Genomic DNA, 16,479 nt, shown 5'->3' with positions numbered 1-16,479 from the left:
TATCATTCTTTCGCTCATTCGATATGACTGAGAATGCTGTAAAGACGATCCATATTGTAAAGACAAATATGATTGAGCCAAATGTGAACAGTAACCAATCTGTATTCGTCGCCCACGGTGCCCAATCGGTAAACACTTGAACGAACATGGCATATAGCGTCATAAACATTAAGAACACCATTGGAATTAATGCAGGTAACATACTACTTCCTCTACGTCTTAAGAATATGGCTAGTAACAGTAAACTAATCCCAGCTAATAACTGGTTGGATGTACCGAATAGTGGCCATAATAGGTAACCACCTGAGCCAAAACCGTTTGGCCCTTGTGGAATTAAAGCTAATGCAGCACTTGAGATGACTGCAATTGCTGTAGCAACATGTTTCTTAGTAATCGTTGGAAGGCTATATTCCACACCTAACTCAGAAATAATGTAACGCATTAGTCGTACAGATGAGTCAAGTGTTGTTGCTGCAAAACTTACAATTATTACTGCAATGATTGTCGGTGCTACAGTTGCTGGAATTCCTAGACCTGTCGCTAATGCTGCTGCACCTTGAACGAATACACCTAAACCACCATCACTAGCTGCACCAAAGCTACTATATGTAGCTGTAAATGCGTCTGTTGAGCTAAAGAATGTAACCACTGCGATAATCGCAATTAACGCTAATAAACCTTCACCAACAGCACCTAAGTAACCAACGAAACGAACATCACGTTCATTATTTAACTGCTTACTCGTCGTTCCAGATGACACTAACCCGTGGAAACCGGAAATAGCACCGCAAGCAATCGTTATAAACAATATTGGAAACCAAGGTGTATCAGTTGCTGCTGGATTTGTCATTGGAGCTGTTACTTCAGGTGATGTAATAAATAAACCAGCATATAAAATAACTAAACCAACGACTAACTGATGTGAATTAATATAATCTCTAGGCTGTAACAATTTCCATACCGGTAATGTTGAAGCGAAGTAAACATAGATCATTAATATAATAATCCAAGTAAAGAAGGCTGCTGAAGTCGCGTTAAGTCCTATGAATGTCGTTGCACCTTCACCACCAAAGTAGCGGACTAAATCAATTTGAAGTGGTTCAACATAACTAGCTATGACAGCTGTACCATACATGACAATCAAAACGACCAATGATGGTAGCAACATGCTTCCACTCCGCTTATAAACATGATAACCAATCCAAATGGCTAGTGGGATTTGAATGAAAACTGACAATACAGCTGATGGGTTTGAAATAAATAAGTTGGCAATAACCCACGCAAATACTGCGTTAACCATTAACACAAGTAGCAAAATAATAAATAAGAACAAAATTTTTGCACGTTGTCCGATCAGTTTATTCGCTAAAGTTCCAACCGATTGTCCTTTGTTACGTACTGACATAAACAACGTACCAGAATCGTGAACACCTGCTGCAAACACTGTACCGAGAACAACCCACACTAATGCAGGTAACCAACCCCAGTAAACAGCGATTGCAGGACCTAAAATCGGTGCTGCCCCTGCAATTGATGTAAAATGATGCCCCCATAGCACATATTTGTTAGTCGGGACAAAGTCAACCCCGTCCTTATATTTATGTGCTGGTGTAACATAAGCCGGGTCTAACTTATAAATTTTCTCTGCGATGAACTTTGAATAAAAGCGATAACCTAGGAAGAAGACTAGAAAACCGGCTAGAGCTAACCAAATACCACTCACATCTCATCCCCCCTAATATGGTCAATATAATCAAAAGTTTATACCTGTTTTTTTACAATTTCAACACTTATCCAAAAATTCTGTTATTTAAGTATAAACTCGTCCTGCTTAACACTAAATTATTCAAAAATGGGTGGGATTAGGACAACATTTTATATTTTTATAAAAAAATTCCGCCCCAAGCTCAGCTCGAGGCGGAAATAACTATTCTACATGGAATCCAATTTTTCCAAAGTTTTTCGAATCACGTAAATACTCAAATGCTTCAAGGTAATCATCCATTTTAAACATCCGATCTAATTCAGGCTTAATCCCATGTTTTTCAACAAACTGAAGCATCTCTTTTAACTCTTCAGCACTTCCCATTGTGCTTCCTAATAAGTTGTACTGACCGTAGAAAAATTTACGAATATCAATTTCGACTTCATCTTCAGTCGTAGCACCAAAAGTGACGACTGTTCCACCACGACGCACAATGCCTAATGATTTGTTAAATGTCGCACGGCCAACACTTTCAATAACAAGGTCAACTGTTTCGTCTTTTAACTGTTCATTCCAATCCGACTCGGTTAGAAGACCAACGTCAGCGCCTAACTTTTTCGCAGCTTCAATCTTCTCTTCGTGTCTTGATGTGACAATAACACGTGCGCCGACTGCTTTTGCGAATTTCAACACGAATGTCAAAACCCCACTTCCGATTCCAGGAAGCATGATGGTGTCACCTTCTTTCACTTGCCCACGTGTAAACAAAGCTCGATAAGCGGTTAAACCAGCTAGAGGCAAGACGCCTGCTTCTTCCCATGATAATGTGCTCGGCTTTTTCTCAACGTGATTGGCATCAACAACCATATATTCAGCAAAAGTACCATCATCAGGAAGACCGACAATTTGAAACCCTTCTGGCGGTGCATCGCTGTTCTTCTCCCAGCCAACACCAGGGTTAATCACAACTTCATCACCTACTTGCCACTTGTCAACACCAGCACCGACTTCATCGATGACCCCTGCACCATCAGACCCTAAAACTAATGGTGGGTCACCTTCTTGTCGACGTGAAGTCACCGCTACATCTCGGCGGTTCATCCCGACAGCTTTTAACCGTACTTTAACGGTTCCCTCTCGCATTTCAGGATCAGTCACATCTCGATAATCAAGCCCTTCTAACCCTAGTTGTTGTTCATGTACAATAGCCTTCATATTACTCCTCCTTCTTTATCATTTTACTTATGACAACACCGATTAAGACGGTGATCCAAACGAATGCAAATGTGACACCAAATGTTAACCATGGATCAAAGCCTGTCATATTCGCAAATCTTTCTTCATCTATATCATGAAATATAGTTATTTCATGGTTTGCAAATAATACGAGTACAACATTAATCATTGCAAACACTGCGGCGATTCCCGTAATTAAAGAAATGTTACCTTTAATCGACTTAACACTATGAAGATAGCCAATAATTAATAATATAACAACGATGGCGATGAAACTAAACCAAAACCACCCAGACATATTAAGTACTGGATCGAAATAACCTTCTTGGTTCATCGCATGAAACCTTTGATCAGAATCCTCGAGAAATTCTTCCAAGTCATTGTTTAATAAATGGAACGGCACTCTTTGACCATCGAAAAACAACTGTTGCATGTAAAGTGTATTTAAGAATCCAACATTTAAGACAATAACAGCAAGTGTAACGGCAATTAATATAAAACTTAACAACACTGAATAGTTAACCGTTGAGTTGATAAATCTGATATCTGTTAAGTGTGTCAATGTATACCAGCCACTTACGAGTATGAATGACAGGAATATAGCACTAAACCACTGGCCACCTAATTTTAATCCTGTGAAGAAATGTGGCAATTGGCGCTTTTCCCATATAAGCTGCCCGATTAAGAAAATAACGCTCGTAATTAAGAACCCTTTCCAGAAAGCTTCACCAGACAAAAAGTAAACCTCTGTACTTCCTGAGCGATAACTATCGTCAATCGTATAATAACCACTTGAAAGTAAAACTAACACTAACAACGTTAACCCATACCACATACCAAACAGACCAGAGCTAACAATTTGACTTATTAATGTGCTATTTCGACGCCACATTGTAAACAGTCCTGCGCTAACAATCACAGCTACTATTAGCACGACTGCTTGATGGGCAGTACCAACATTAAATGTTTGTGTATAGCTCGTTTCAAAGACTTCATCATCTTCATGCGCTGGTTCATGCGTTTCTTGTGAACTAATAGCGATTGGCACCGCGTTACTAATTAAGAGTAATTCGCCTAAATTAAGGCTCTTTTCCCATTCATTACTGTGGTGATGAATTCTATATTCTTCATCACCCGACTTCAAGTACATTATATGGTTTTCAAATACTGAATATTGTTCTAATGCTTCAACGACAATACTTTGTTCGCCTCTAGGGGCTAGATCATGATCTAAATCAGGGTCTGTATAAGTAAGTTGAATACTAACTAGCATCATGATCACCGTCAGTAAGACAAATGGAATGACCATGACCGCTGTTTTCCCGATTTGACTCGCACTCATTTTCCCAAATTTAACTCGTGTAATCGCTTCTTTGATAGATTTCCTATTAACAGATTGATAGCTTTCGCCACAAACGTGACAATAAAAAGCTCCGTTGTAATGAGACGCACCACAATAATGACATGTTTCTTCTTGATGCTTTTGATAGCTTGGTAACTGACTTAGTTTATGTAAAGGATGACCATCTGCATGACAATATAACGCGTCAGCGGAGTTTTTTGCTCCACATTTCGTACAATAAATCAAGTTAACTCCTCCTCTTGACGCATGCCACACACATGACAGAACTTCGCCCCAATCATAAGTGGTGTTTCACAATGTTGACACGGTTCATCTTGGCTGTCTATTTCAACATGTTCTAACTTCTGACCGCAACGTTCACAATACGTATCAGATTTTTCGATCTCATGCCCACACGTACAGTAAATGTTTCGTGCTCCACTTAACACTTCAAGCTCATGAAGTCTATGATCTAGCTTTTGAATTTGTTCACCAAATTCTTTTAACTCTTCACTATATAATTGCCCCATGCGATACTGGTGGTAGATTGACTCACCTAACTTAGCTAACCACCACGATTTATCAGCTAATATACGCTCTTTCTCTGTCTTATACTCCGTCATAATGTGCCCCCTATAACTCTATGAACTTACAATAATTGTATCATATTATAGCGCATAAATTTTCCATGTGTCATTATTTTCTGATAATATATAATATAAGATTGTGTTATGAATAAGGAGGATTTGTATGATCCAAATTGACCCAAACCAATTAGACTCGAAAGAAAATTATAAACTACTAAGTGGGTGCGTCATCCCACGCCCAATCGCTTTTGTCACATCAGAAAATGAAGATGGCGTAGTGAATGCCGCTCCGTTTAGCTTTTTTAACATGTTAGGTTCAAACCCACTGTTAATCGCTATTTCTGTTGGACGCGTAGACGGTGAAATGACAAAACATACAGCAAAAAATATTTTAAGCCAAAAAGAATTCGTCGTACATATCGTGGATGTCGACATGCTTGAACAAATGAATCAAACCGCAGCCCCATACAAAGAACACATTAGTGAGATTGAAAAAGCGAATCTGACGACAATCCCAAGCACTCACGTATCTGTTCCTGGCATTAAAGAATGTAAAGTCCGTTTAGAATGTGAACTGTTTGAACATATGCCACTTGGCGAAAACGGCGAGTATAATAATGATTTAATTTTAGGTAAAGTGATTCAGTACCACATTGATGAAAATGTTTATCAAGAAAACTATAAAATTGATGCCGAAAGTTTAAACCCATTGGCTAGACTAGCAGGTCCAAACTACGCGACGTTAAGCGAACCACTCTTTTTAGAACGCCCAACAGATACGGAGTAGGTGATGATATGATTCGTGATGCAAAAAGAGAAGATATAGAAAGTTTAGCCCATTTAATGGGAGAGCTTGGTTACCCGACGACGGCTGAAGAGATGAATCACCGCATGATGAAAATTAACTCAAGCGACGATTATCGAACACTCGTCTATGAACATAACGGTAAAGTCATTGGCATGACAGGGTTAATCAGGGGATTCCATTATGAAAACAACGATAATTATATTCGAATCGTCGCACTCGTCGTTGACAGGCGTGAACGGGGCAGTGGGATCGGGAAAGCTTTGCTTAATGCAGCTGAACGATGGGCTAAAGAACAAAAGGCAAGTAAACTCGTCTTAAACAGTGGTAATCGTGGTGATCGCGAAGACGCCCACCACTTTTACACGAGCCAAGGTTACGAAGCAAAAGCGACGGGGTTTTATAAGAAGCTGAATTAAGGCTATATATCACTTAAAAAGCAGAGCAAACGGCTTAACCGATTACTCTTCTTTTCTTTGTTTTTCATAATTTGTTCAAAGACGGTCACACAAAGCATTAACCAAGCTAGTGAAACGCTATAAGCTCCAAGTACATCTGTTGCAAAGTGAGCATCAAGCATAATACGACTAACCCCAATTGCAAAAATAACAATCGTTAGCGCAGTAATTAATATGCCTTTTACGATACGATGGTTAATGAATAGACAAGCGATGTAAATTAAAAACGCAAAAAACAAAAATGCTCTTGTAGAGTGCCCACTTGGAAAACTATATGACACAAGTTCTAAGTTCACCCCAAATGCCTCAATATGATGAAGGTCATCTGGTCGTCCTCTTTCAAACAAGAACTTAAATAGTAGATTTAATAACACACCGCCTCCCACAACTGCTATGAACAGAACTATGTGTTTAAGTGACTTTTGCTTAAACCATAAGATCACGATCGTCAGTAATGATAACACCGCTAAAAGTTCGGTGGACCCTAAGTTTGAAATCAAGTCCATCGACGACATGAAAGCAGTGTCTTGAAGTGGATTTAACGCATCAGCAATTTGACGATCCAACGACGTTTGTTCTTGGTTCACGACTAAAACGGATAACGCAATAAAACTTAGTAACGATAACAGAGCAACTGCTATGTAAATTGACATTTTATTTTTCATTTTGTAATTCTCCTGTGACTCTTGTTGTTTACTTAAAAGATTATTCGTTTAATTTTATCATAAATCTGTCCTTTTTCTTTAAAAATGTAAAAAAACTGCACCTCAAATTAGGTGCAGTTTGTGATGGGCTCTTTTAATTGTTAGCCAGTGACTCATATTGATTTCGCAATGAGCGCTTTAACACTTTTCCACTCGGGTTTTTCGGCAATGAATCTGTGAAGTCAATATACTTCGGAACTTTAAACTTGGAAAGCTTTTGTTCACAAAATGACTGAACGTCTTCATTTGTCAGTTCGTATCCTTCTTTAGTGACGATAATCGCTGTTATCGCTTCAATCCAATACTCATCTGGAAGTCCAACAACCGCCACTTCTGACACACCTTCTAATTCGTAAATGGCTTCTTCAACTTCTCGACTTGATACATTGACTCCTCCAGTATTAATCATATCTTTTTTACGATCAATAATCGTAACATACCCTTCTTCATCCATAATGCCTAAGTCACCACTGTGGAACCAACCATTTTTAAATACTTCGGCGGTCTTCTCAGGGTCATTTAAGTACCCTTTCATAGCGTGTGGGGTCCGATGAACGATTTCACCAATTTCACCACGAGTCACCTCATTTCCTTCATCGTCCACAAGTTTCGTTTGCACATTCAGAGTCGGCTTACCTGCTGAACCTAACTTACGAAGCTGGTCCTCTGGCTGTAAGGCGGTGGCAAGCGGTGCGACTTCTGTTTGGCCGTAAAAATTCCAAAACTGAGCATTAGGTAACCGCTCAGACAATTCTTTTAACACTTCACGCGGCATAATAGCCGCACCATAATAACATTTTTCCAACGATGTTAAATCGCGCTTTTCAAAGTCCGGATGACGTAATAATGCAATCCAGACCGTTGGAGGACAAAATAGCTGGGTTGCTTTTTCTTTTTCAATCGTTTCTAATATAGATTCAGGAGTAGCATTTGGTAAAATGATGCCGCTTGAACCTAAATAAATGCTTGGTCCTAAAAAGACGTGCAACTGCGCACTATGATACATCGGTAATGCGTGAACAAGCACATCTTGATTCTCCATCTGACCATCAACGATACAACTCATGTATTCACTGACTAAACTTTTATGTGAAAGCATGACACCTTTTGGACGTGACTCGGTTCCGCTCGTATATAACACGTGGGCTAAATCATCATCTTCCAAATCAGCATCTATGAAGTCAGTAGGTTTACCCTTTCTAGCTGATGATAGCGTCATCCATCCTGACAATTCACTTGATAGTTGTTCATCTTCGTTCGTATCCATCACAAACTTAAACTGAGGTGAAATGCGATCAGCTGATTGTTCAAGAACAAGAGCATATTCCTTCGAAGCAATTAATCCATTTGCTTTAGAGTGTTCTAAAATGTATGAGACATCTTCAACTGAGAGCATATAATTAATCGGAATCATGACAGCGCCGATTCGTGCAAGTGCAAACTTCAGTACAACAAAGTCCAAGCTATTTTTGGACATGACAGTAATCATATCGCCTTTTTTCATGCCTTTCTCAACAAAAACATGGGCTGTTTGATTAACCAAATCATCTAGCTCAGCATAGTTAAGTCGTTGCCCTTCATACGCCAAAGCAAACTTCTCTGGCATACGTTCTCTCGTTCTAAGTAATAAGTCACCAAGTGTGTTTCTTCTCGTTCGTTTAAGCATCTGGTTCAAATCATTCATAACATTTGTACTCATTGAAACACCCCTTAACTAATTTGATGACGCACTAATCTGAAAATTCTAATTATTATTTTACAGTAACGAACTTTTTCGTTCAAGTATATAAAAAAAGAACTTGGCTTTCCCAAGTTCTTTTAGATGTTGATTAATTTACTTTTTCCCCTTCGATGTAAGTAGCTTCCACTTTATTGCGTAAATCAAATGGATCACCGCTCCAGATAACTAAGTCAGCATCTTTTCCTTTTTCAAGTGAACCAACACGATCTTCAATACCTAAATGTTTTGCTCCGTTAATCGTTAAAGCTTTCATCGCTTCTTGATCTGTTAATCCATTTTTAACTCCCATAATCGCACTTGTCATTAAATGCTCGATTGGAACAACTGGGTGGTCTGTTGTAATCGTAAATGGAACGCCGTGCTTCGCATAAGTCGGAAGCGTCTCCCAACCACGATTTTCGAGCTCGACTTTTGAACGAGCAGTCAACGTCGGACCAACTGCGACACTTACACCATGCTCAGCGATAAATTCAGGAATTAAATGACCTTCCGTACCGTGCTCAATTGTCACATCAATCTCAAACTCACGCTTAATACGAAGTACTGTTGCGATATCTTCAGCGCGGTGAGCGTGAACACGTAGTGGCATTTCACCTTTTAGCACCTTCGTAATATTTTCTAACTCTAACTTATAATCCGCTTCACCCTTTTCACGCTTTTCCATATACACTTGTGCTTCATGAAGCTTTTCTCGTAAAAGCGCAGCTACACCCATACGCGTCGTTGGAAGCTTTCCTTTTCCACCATGGACACGCTTCGGATTTTCACCAGTAGCTGCTTTAAGACCAGACGGCTCACGCACGGCCATTTGATCAACGACTGTGCCAACCGTTTTAATCACGACCATTTCACCGCCAATGACATTTGCGCTTCCTGGCAATGTCTGAACCGTCGTCACACCGAACTTACGCGCATCTTCAAGGCCAACATCAAACGGATTCACTCCATCAATCGCACGGATCTGCGCCGTATTCGCATCACTCGTCTCATTAAAATCATGCCCTGAAGGACCCTTACCTTCTTCAAACACACCTAAATGCGTATGTACATCGATTAAGCCAGGCGATACAACTTTTCCTGTGAGATCAACAACCTCTGCATCACTAGGAGCATCATATGTATCCTTGATATCTTTAATCTTACCATTTTCAGTGACAATCACTTTTCCTTCAAAATATTGACCTAAACCATCATAGCCCGAGGCATTCTTAAAAACTAACATATATTCCCCTCCATTTTTCAATTTTTCTTAACATTCATAATACGGGAAATCTATTAATTTGTAAATTCCTTCGAGGGGCGAAGTATAAATTTTGATAGAGTGAGGATAGCGGGGTGGGGGGTGGGGCTTTGTCCGACAGTTATGGGCGTGTATCCGACATTAGTGATGTTTCGTCCGACAATTATTGGGCCGCGTCAGACATTAATCCCGCTTCGTCCAACACTTATGACCCGCGTCCGACATTAATCACACTTCGTCCGACACTTCTAATCTAGCATTCGGTAATTATTGTAGGTTATTCGGTAGTTTTGCACATCTATTCGGTAACTATTACCTTCTATTCGGTATTAACTCTTCCTATTCGGTAATGATCAACCTAATCCAACACATAAAAAAGAACACTCCCCTCAAGAGAGTGCTCCTTCCATTATTCTATGACGCGTCTTGTTTTTCCTCTTCGTAATATTCATCTTCTTGAAGCTTGTGTTCTGGTAAGAAAATGACGCATACAAGCGTTAACACGGCAAAGATTAAGCCAACAAAAAACAAAGCACTGATACCACTTGATAATGACAATTGAATCGCATGTAACCATTCTTGATGCAACGCTTCACCTTCTGGGCCGATCGCAGCAAAGGATGACTCCACACTCTCTTGTGCCTCCCGAGTGATGAGCTGTTGTGGGTCCATCGCTAAAATATCTTGTTGAACCGAATCACTTAATTCATTAAACCCTGATGGCTCGACTTCGTTAAAACGGCGTAAAAACCACGTATTTAATATCGCACCAAACACTGGTGCAGCAACCACACCCGCAAGTGACCTTGAAAATTGTAAGTTCGCATTGACTTGCCCCATCTGTTTATACGGGAAAGCATTTTGCACAGAGACGTTCATAATCGGCATAAGTGAGCCAATTCCAATTCCGAACACTGCCATATTAAGCATAACTGTCCAAAACGACGTATGAACATCCATTTGGTTAAATAAAAATAAACCAATTAACATGAGCATCGCGCCAACAAACGCATATCGTTTATACGTCCCGGTGCGTGACATGAGTTGACCGGTACATAAGTAGTTCAGTTTTGGAGTACAAACAATAAAAATGTATTATAAAATGAGCGTCAAATTGCATAGCGATTTGATGCTCATTTTTCATTGTTATATCAAAGTTTATATGTATTTTGAGTAGTTATTTACACAGGAAAATGCAACTCAATTTGCAAACCTACAATAATTATTGAAGACCTGTAAAATCACGTGCAAAAACTATTGCAATTTTAACAACAAAAAAGAGCAAATTCCTTATCGGAAAATGCTCATTCTTGTTAAACTAACGCCCCCTTTAGTGTAGGAACAATATCCCACAATTGTTGATACGTAAGGATTTCCTAATTATAATATTCTTTCGTATATCTCTCCACGGAAATGGAATTACTTATTAGGATTGTAATCCTTTTTTCTATTCCTTTACATTTTTAAGCTCAAACGTTCGAACTACACCTAAATAGCTTTCAAGCAATTCCTCATACTCATGTGCTTCAAAAGCGATATCAAAAAATACCTCGTAAACATGCCCATCCACTTCTTTTAAGAACCAGTATTCTTCATATCCATCGAATTCGACACGAACAGCAGTAGTAAAAACACCTGTATTAAAGTCTTCATTTTCATGTAAATAATCAATTGTTCTAGCGTAGTCATGCTGGTATGCTACAAAATCATCTAGTGCTCTATTTCGTATTTCCCCTTCACGATTTCGAGCATTTTCCTGTTTTTCAACTTTGACTACTAATTCTGAAGACCTTAATCCAAAGTGCTCTTTTTCAACACTCTCCTCGTACTTCGTGTCAAATGTATATCGGTACGTATGAAGCGATGGAAAAGAATATCTAAACGTAGCTACTTCTGGTAAGTCAAAGGAATATCCTACTTCAGGGTAATCTCCTTTTAGATTTTCTTTAGGTTCATAAGATAAATTTGTTGGCTGGTCCAAAATAGGATTAGCGTCAAATTCATCTTTATTAAACGTAATAGTCTTCATTGAAGTAAGCATTTTTTCAAACAACGTTTCATCTTGCTCACTTGGGATTGATAATCTAGCACGAACATAGTTTTCTCCCACCTCACCAAGTAATTCATAATGAATCACACCTAGTTCTGATTCGGTCTTAATCATGTAAGTAAAGGGCTTTATATCATAATCTTCGGTAGTAAGCACGTTAGCAACATCCGATAACCTCTCCAATGACTGTTCTTTCATTTGTTCAAGATATGCCGCAGAGTCTTCCTCCACTTCCTTTTTGACAGCTTCCAGAGCGTCTTGGGCTTCTTTTTCAGTTAATCCAAAGTCATAATACTCCTGTAAATATACATATTTATATTTATTTATTGGTTGAATGTCGATGGTGGGCACTTCTTTTTGTAATTGTTCAGTAGTTGTTTTCAGTGTAAATGTATATTGATTAGCAGATGATTCATGCCAAAAAAACATTTGATTTTCAGGCGTGTCCATAACATTTTTGGAAACCAATTCAAATGAATCGTCAACCGTTATTTGGTATGAGTTTGGCTGCAACCATTCATATTCTTCATCCCTAACTTGATTCTGCTCAAAACCATAAGTCGTACCATTTGTTTCATCAGTCGAACAAGCTCCCAGAAACAATAGGACGATAACAAGTATCATTTTTTTTTCATTGTGTCCCCCTCTAGATAGTAAAATCTGTTTTATGCAATCCTTCTTTCATTATTCTGCTCACATTAGTTGAATAATGTCCTTTAGCTCATTTTACCATAAAAATACCAAACACCTTTGAATTTCCCACATTTTGTCTTGCAATTATAATCACAATTAGCCCTACAAGTTAGTCTACAATTTCATATGGAAAAAGTAGTCCAATTAAGGGTACAAATTGCAATTTTGTACTTCAAAACTGAACTACTTAAGTTTTTCAGAGTGGTCCTTTAACTCTATTATTTGTTTTCAATAACCATCGCAATGCCTTGTCCGCCGCCAATACATAAGCTTACAACGGCATAGCGACCTTCTCTTCGTTTCAATTCATAAGCTGCACTTAACAAGACGCGTGTACCACTTGCTCCGACTGGGTGACCTAATGCAATAGCACCACCATTAACATTCGTTTTATCACGATCTAAGCCAAGTTCTTTTTCAACTGCTAAGTACTGAGCAGCGAACGCTTCATTTACTTCGACTAGATCCATATCTTCAATCGTTAAATTAGCACGCTCTAACGCTTGCTTAATCGCTGGCACTGGGCCAATACCCATAATCGTCGGGTCGACACCCGCCACACTCCAAGATTTAATTTCAGCCATCGGTGTTAAACCGTGGTTACTAACCGCTTCTTCTCCTGCAACAACGACACTTGCAGCACCGTCATTAATACCTGATGAGTTAGCTGCCGTCACTGTTCCGTCTTGTTTAAAGACTGGCTTCAATTTCCCTAAGGTTTCTATAGTCGAATCTGGTTTTATATGTTCATCTTTAGCGACTTCAACTTCACCTTTTCGCGTTTTGACTACTACAGGTGCAATCTCTTCTTCAAAATAGCCATTTTCGACAGCTCGAGTTGCTCTTTCGTGTGATTGTACTGAATAAGCATCTTGTTCTTCACGAGTAAGATTATGAATGTCAGCTAATTTCTCAGCTGTCATCCCCATACCCTTTCCTGTATATTGGTCTGTTAATGTTGCCTGCAACATGTCTTCAAATTGCATGTTCCCCATTTTCACACCATTAAAACGTTGCTTGAAATTCGAAAAAGGGGACTGTGACATGTTATCAGAACCACCTGCTAATACAATGCCTGCTTCACCTAACTTAATATGTTGCGCACTTGTAACAACCGACTGTAAGCCTGACCCACATAAACGGTTTAACGTTAATGCTGGCACTTCTTGTGGCACACCGCTGTAAAGCCCAATATGGCGCGCTAAGTAGGCTGCATTCTTCCCCGAATGAATAACGTTTCCGTAAATAACATGATCAACATCATTAGCTTGTACATTGGAACGTTCTAAAGCCGCTTTAGCTGTAGCAGTCCCTAACTCAACTGCATCTGTATTAACAAAAGACCCACCGAAAGCAGTAAATGGTGTTCTAGCTCCATCAATTAAATATACTTTGACCATATTTAATATCTCTCCTCTTGATCGCGCATTTCAATTTCATGATCACTTAAGCCATCTTCCATATCACGCAACCGATGCGCAATACGGCTAGATGCATTAGCGGCAATACTGCCAACCATATCATCTAGAAAAGTATGGCACTGTCCACCTTCTTTAGTGTCTAGTTCCTTTATAATCCCGATTTTCTCTTTATCTAAATGCCCAAATGTCGTAACTGAGATACTTCCATATCCTAACGCCGCTCCGAAGGCAATCGTTTCGTCAACACCGAAAAGCCCTTCATCTTGAGCAACTAATGATTGTAGAGGTTCAGATAGTTGGCCTTTTTCAGCCAATTGATCTAATTCGACTCCGACTAACAATGCATGTTGAATCTCTCGTTTTTCTAATACACGATTAACACTTTCTACGCAATATTCAAAAGTTAACGATTCATTGTAAGGTTTTTGCATTTGATAAACAATTTCTGCAATACTAGAAATAGATACGCCACGTTTTTCTAAACATTCTCGAGCTGCATTTTCTACTTCTTTGCTACGAATGTGGTTCGAATAAGTCGTCATCCTTCTCCTCCTCCTTTTCCTAATTATACCACGCGCAAGGAGTTGGACAAATCGTAAAATTCGCGATTTTATTTTTATGTGGTAAAATAAAACAAAACCAACTACAACTGGAGGTATCCAACTTGGCTAGAGACGGTTCAATGGTTGAACGAGAAATCGAAAGTGAATATATGAATGAAACATTCACCATTAATATTTACCGACCTGAAAATTATTCAACACTTTACAAGTACCACTTATGCATCGTGCAAGATGGTGATGATTATTATCAACTTGGACGGTTAGCTCGCGTGAGTGACAAGTTGCATAAAGAAGGCAAAATTGAGAACACCATTTTTTGTGGCATCCATTATAAAGATCGTGACGATCGTTGGCACAAATATCATCCAGAAAGCGAAAAACAGGAAGATTATATAAAGTTTTTACGCTTTGAAGTTGTTCCTGTTTTAGATAAAGAATTGCCGAGTTATCATGTTAAATCATGCCGAGCTTTAATGGGGGACTCTTTAGGCGGGACGGTGTCGCTTATGACAGCATTAAAATATCCGAACACTTTCGGCAAAGTCATAATGCAGTCACCTTATTACGATGAGCGTGTCGAAAGGCTCATTAAAGAAACAGATGAGATTGAAACGATGTCTATTTATCATACGATTGGTTTAGATGAAGAAGAAGTTGAAACGACATATGGTGACATCGATGATTTCTTAAATCCAAACCGTGAAATGAACAACCTTTTAGAAGAGCGTGTTTCCGACTATACTTATAAAGAGTTAGAAGGAAAACATACTTGGAAACAATGGCAGAAAGACTTACCAAACGCAATCGAAAATATTTTCGGAAAATAGGCACAATATAGGGGCGATTTTTCCAAGGTTTTTCTGTTATAATATAATCTATACTTCGTTAATCAGTTTTATCGGAAAATACTTATTTGAAATATGGAGGGATTTATTCATGACACCAGTGACTTATGGAATTGCAATATTTCCATCAAAACACATACAAGATGTAGCAAACTCTTACAGGATGAGATATGACCCGCGTTACTCACTAATTCCACCGCATATTACGTTAAAGGAACATTTTCAAGCAACAGAAGGTGAAATTAAACAGGTGGAAGATGCTTGTCAAAAGCTTGCAGATGAAATGGACCCTTTTGATATCGAAATTAACCGTGTAAGTTCATTCAGTCCAATTACTCACACTGTTTATTTAAAAGTAGAAGACAATGAAGAGCTAACTTATTTAAGTAACAAAATGCATGAGAAACCGTTCCCTCAAGAGCGTCAGCATAAGTTCGTGCCGCACATTACAATCAGTCAGGAGCTATCAGAAGATGAACATTCTGACGTATACGGTAGCTTGAGACTTTCACAATTTGATTTAAAAGATACAGTTGACCGCTTCCAGTTACTTTACCAACTAGATGACGGTAGCTGGACTGTACATGAAACATTTAAGTTTGCTAAGGAGTAATTATTCATGCTGAATGTGCAAGAAGTAGAAACGAAAAGACAAAAAGACGAAGCCTTCGACATTCGTAAAGTCGTCTTCGTTGAGGAGCAAAACGTACCACTAGAAGAAGAAATAGATGAGCATGACGATCATGCCATTCATTTTGTAGGCTACACGTTAGAAAGACGCCCCGTTGCAGCAAGCAGGCTACGTTTTGTCGATGAATTTGGCAAGTTGGAACGAATTGCTGTATTAGATGAAGAACGAGGCAACGGATTTGGACGAGACATCATTTTAGTCATGGAAGATGTCATTCGCTCTAAAGGCTACACGAAATCGAAGCTAAACGCACAAACTTACGCAGAAGATTTTTATAAAAAACTCGGCTACGAAACAGTATCTGATGAGTTTATGGATGCTGGGATTCCACACGTGACAATGGTAAAAGACTTATAATTAAAACCGCCTTAATTGGCGGTTTTATTTTTTTTATAATC

At 38.9% G+C, this 16,479-nt stretch carries 16 protein-coding genes; 5 read left to right on the top strand and 11 right to left on the bottom strand.

Annotated features, from left to right (window positions below):
* From A194_RS0101000 to A194_RS0100985, 4 genes are all read right to left on the bottom strand, one after another.
* On the bottom strand, nt 1-1,723 hold a 1,723-nt coding region (locus tag A194_RS0101000), incomplete at its 3' end, for a carbon starvation CstA family protein (RefSeq protein ID WP_017185023.1).
* A gap of 204 nt (nt 1,724-1,927) precedes the next feature.
* A complete protein-coding gene (locus A194_RS0100995; RefSeq protein WP_017185022.1) occupies nt 1,928-2,920 on the bottom strand; it encodes a zinc-binding dehydrogenase in 993 nt (330 codons plus the stop codon).
* A 1-nt stretch (nt 2,921) separates the two neighbouring features.
* Nucleotides 2,922-4,529 (bottom strand): zinc ribbon domain-containing protein, encoded by a 1,608-nt coding sequence (locus A194_RS0100990; RefSeq protein WP_017185021.1) that lies wholly within the window; start codon nt 4,527-4,529, stop codon nt 2,922-2,924.
* Nucleotides 4,526-4,906: a zinc ribbon domain-containing protein gene (locus A194_RS0100985; RefSeq protein WP_017185020.1), complete on the bottom strand. Its 381-nt coding sequence runs from the start codon at nt 4,904-4,906 to the stop codon at nt 4,526-4,528. Before A194_RS0100985 ends, A194_RS0100990 begins: the two co-directional genes overlap by 4 nt.
* 127 nt (nt 4,907-5,033) lie before the next feature.
* On the opposite strand from A194_RS0100985, the gene A194_RS0100980 reads away from it, so the two are divergent.
* The gene (locus A194_RS0100980; protein ID WP_017185019.1) at nt 5,034-5,657 is read left to right on the top strand and encodes a flavin reductase family protein; all 624 of its coding nucleotides are present in this window, start codon (nt 5,034-5,036) and stop codon (nt 5,655-5,657) included.
* 8 nt (nt 5,658-5,665) lie between these two features.
* Entirely contained in the window at nt 5,666-6,094 is a 429-nt protein-coding gene (locus tag A194_RS0100975; protein ID WP_017185018.1) for a GNAT family N-acetyltransferase, read from the top strand.
* A 2-nt stretch (nt 6,095-6,096) separates the two neighbouring features.
* Here A194_RS0100975 and A194_RS16825 read toward each other — a convergent pair whose 3' ends face one another.
* From A194_RS16825 to A194_RS0100940, 7 genes are all read right to left on the bottom strand, one after another.
* Nucleotides 6,097-6,798 carry a phosphatase PAP2 family protein gene (locus A194_RS16825; RefSeq protein WP_017185017.1) on the bottom strand — a complete coding sequence of 234 codons (702 nt, stop codon included), beginning with the start codon at nt 6,796-6,798 and terminating at the stop codon, nt 6,097-6,099.
* Nucleotides 6,799-6,931: 133 nt separating this feature from the next.
* The gene (locus A194_RS0100965; protein ID WP_017185016.1) at nt 6,932-8,536 is read right to left on the bottom strand and encodes a fatty acyl-CoA synthetase; all 1,605 of its coding nucleotides are present in this window, start codon (nt 8,534-8,536) and stop codon (nt 6,932-6,934) included.
* 130 nt (nt 8,537-8,666) lie between these two features.
* The gene (locus A194_RS0100960) at nt 8,667-9,800 is read right to left on the bottom strand and encodes an amidohydrolase (protein ID WP_017185015.1); all 1,134 of its coding nucleotides are present in this window, start codon (nt 9,798-9,800) and stop codon (nt 8,667-8,669) included.
* A gap of 432 nt (nt 9,801-10,232) precedes the next feature.
* On the bottom strand, nt 10,233-10,859 hold the full coding sequence (locus tag A194_RS0100955; protein ID WP_157783010.1) for an MFS transporter: 627 nt from the start codon (nt 10,857-10,859) through the stop codon (nt 10,233-10,235).
* Between the two features lie 406 nt (nt 10,860-11,265).
* A complete protein-coding gene (locus tag A194_RS0100950; protein ID WP_017185013.1) occupies nt 11,266-12,492 on the bottom strand; it encodes a hypothetical protein in 1,227 nt (408 codons plus the stop codon).
* Nucleotides 12,493-12,779: 287 nt separating this feature from the next.
* A complete protein-coding gene (locus A194_RS0100945) occupies nt 12,780-13,961 on the bottom strand; it encodes an acetyl-CoA C-acetyltransferase (RefSeq protein WP_017185012.1) in 1,182 nt (393 codons plus the stop codon).
* A gap of 2 nt (nt 13,962-13,963) precedes the next feature.
* Entirely contained in the window at nt 13,964-14,524 is a 561-nt protein-coding gene (locus tag A194_RS0100940) for a phosphatidylglycerophosphatase A family protein (protein WP_017185011.1), read from the bottom strand.
* Nucleotides 14,525-14,646: 122 nt separating this feature from the next.
* Between A194_RS0100940 and A194_RS0100935 the strand changes: the two genes are divergently transcribed.
* The 3 genes from A194_RS0100935 (at nt 14,647) to A194_RS0100925 (ending at nt 16,438) form a co-directional block, all read left to right on the top strand.
* Nucleotides 14,647-15,372: an alpha/beta hydrolase gene (locus A194_RS0100935; RefSeq protein WP_017185010.1), complete on the top strand. Its 726-nt coding sequence runs from the start codon at nt 14,647-14,649 to the stop codon at nt 15,370-15,372.
* Between the two features lie 118 nt (nt 15,373-15,490).
* Nucleotides 15,491-16,003: a 2'-5' RNA ligase family protein gene (locus A194_RS0100930; RefSeq protein ID WP_029424936.1), complete on the top strand. Its 513-nt coding sequence runs from the start codon at nt 15,491-15,493 to the stop codon at nt 16,001-16,003.
* Nucleotides 16,004-16,009: 6 nt separating this feature from the next.
* A complete protein-coding gene (locus A194_RS0100925) occupies nt 16,010-16,438 on the top strand; it encodes a GNAT family N-acetyltransferase (protein WP_017185008.1) in 429 nt (142 codons plus the stop codon).
* Nucleotides 16,439-16,479 lie beyond the last annotated feature (41 nt).

The sequence above is a fragment of the Alkalibacillus haloalkaliphilus C5 genome (genome assembly GCF_000269905.1).
GTDB lineage: Bacteria > Bacillota > Bacilli > Bacillales > Alkalibacillaceae > Alkalibacillus > Alkalibacillus haloalkaliphilus_A.
This window is presented reverse-complemented; position numbering and strand designations above follow the sequence as displayed.

Excerpts from the sequence above, each read along its gene's own strand:
- A194_RS0100955 (WP_157783010.1), bottom strand. The coding sequence starts at position 10,859 with ATGTCACGCACCGGGACGTATAAACGATATGCGTTTGTTGGCGCGATG.
- A194_RS0100985 (WP_017185020.1), bottom strand. The coding sequence starts at position 4,906 with ATGACGGAGTATAAGACAGAGAAAGAGCGTATATTAGCTGATAAATCG.
- A194_RS16825 (WP_017185017.1), bottom strand. The coding sequence starts at position 6,798 with ATGAAAAATAAAATGTCAATTTACATAGCAGTTGCTCTGTTATCGTTA.
- A194_RS0100975 (WP_017185018.1), top strand. The coding sequence starts at position 5,666 with ATGATTCGTGATGCAAAAAGAGAAGATATAGAAAGTTTAGCCCATTTA.
- A194_RS0100940 (WP_017185011.1), bottom strand. The coding sequence starts at position 14,524 with ATGACGACTTATTCGAACCACATTCGTAGCAAAGAAGTAGAAAATGCA.
- A194_RS0100965 (WP_017185016.1), bottom strand. The coding sequence starts at position 8,536 with ATGAGTACAAATGTTATGAATGATTTGAACCAGATGCTTAAACGAACG.
- A194_RS0100945 (WP_017185012.1), bottom strand. The coding sequence starts at position 13,961 with ATGGTCAAAGTATATTTAATTGATGGAGCTAGAACACCATTTACTGCT.
- A194_RS0100980 (WP_017185019.1), top strand. The coding sequence starts at position 5,034 with ATGATCCAAATTGACCCAAACCAATTAGACTCGAAAGAAAATTATAAA.
- A194_RS0100960 (WP_017185015.1), bottom strand. The coding sequence starts at position 9,800 with ATGTTAGTTTTTAAGAATGCCTCGGGCTATGATGGTTTAGGTCAATAT.
- A194_RS0100995 (WP_017185022.1), bottom strand. The coding sequence starts at position 2,920 with ATGAAGGCTATTGTACATGAACAACAACTAGGGTTAGAAGGGCTTGAT.
- A194_RS0100925 (WP_017185008.1), top strand. The coding sequence starts at position 16,010 with ATGCTGAATGTGCAAGAAGTAGAAACGAAAAGACAAAAAGACGAAGCC.
- A194_RS0100950 (WP_017185013.1), bottom strand. The coding sequence starts at position 12,492 with ATGATACTTGTTATCGTCCTATTGTTTCTGGGAGCTTGTTCGACTGAT.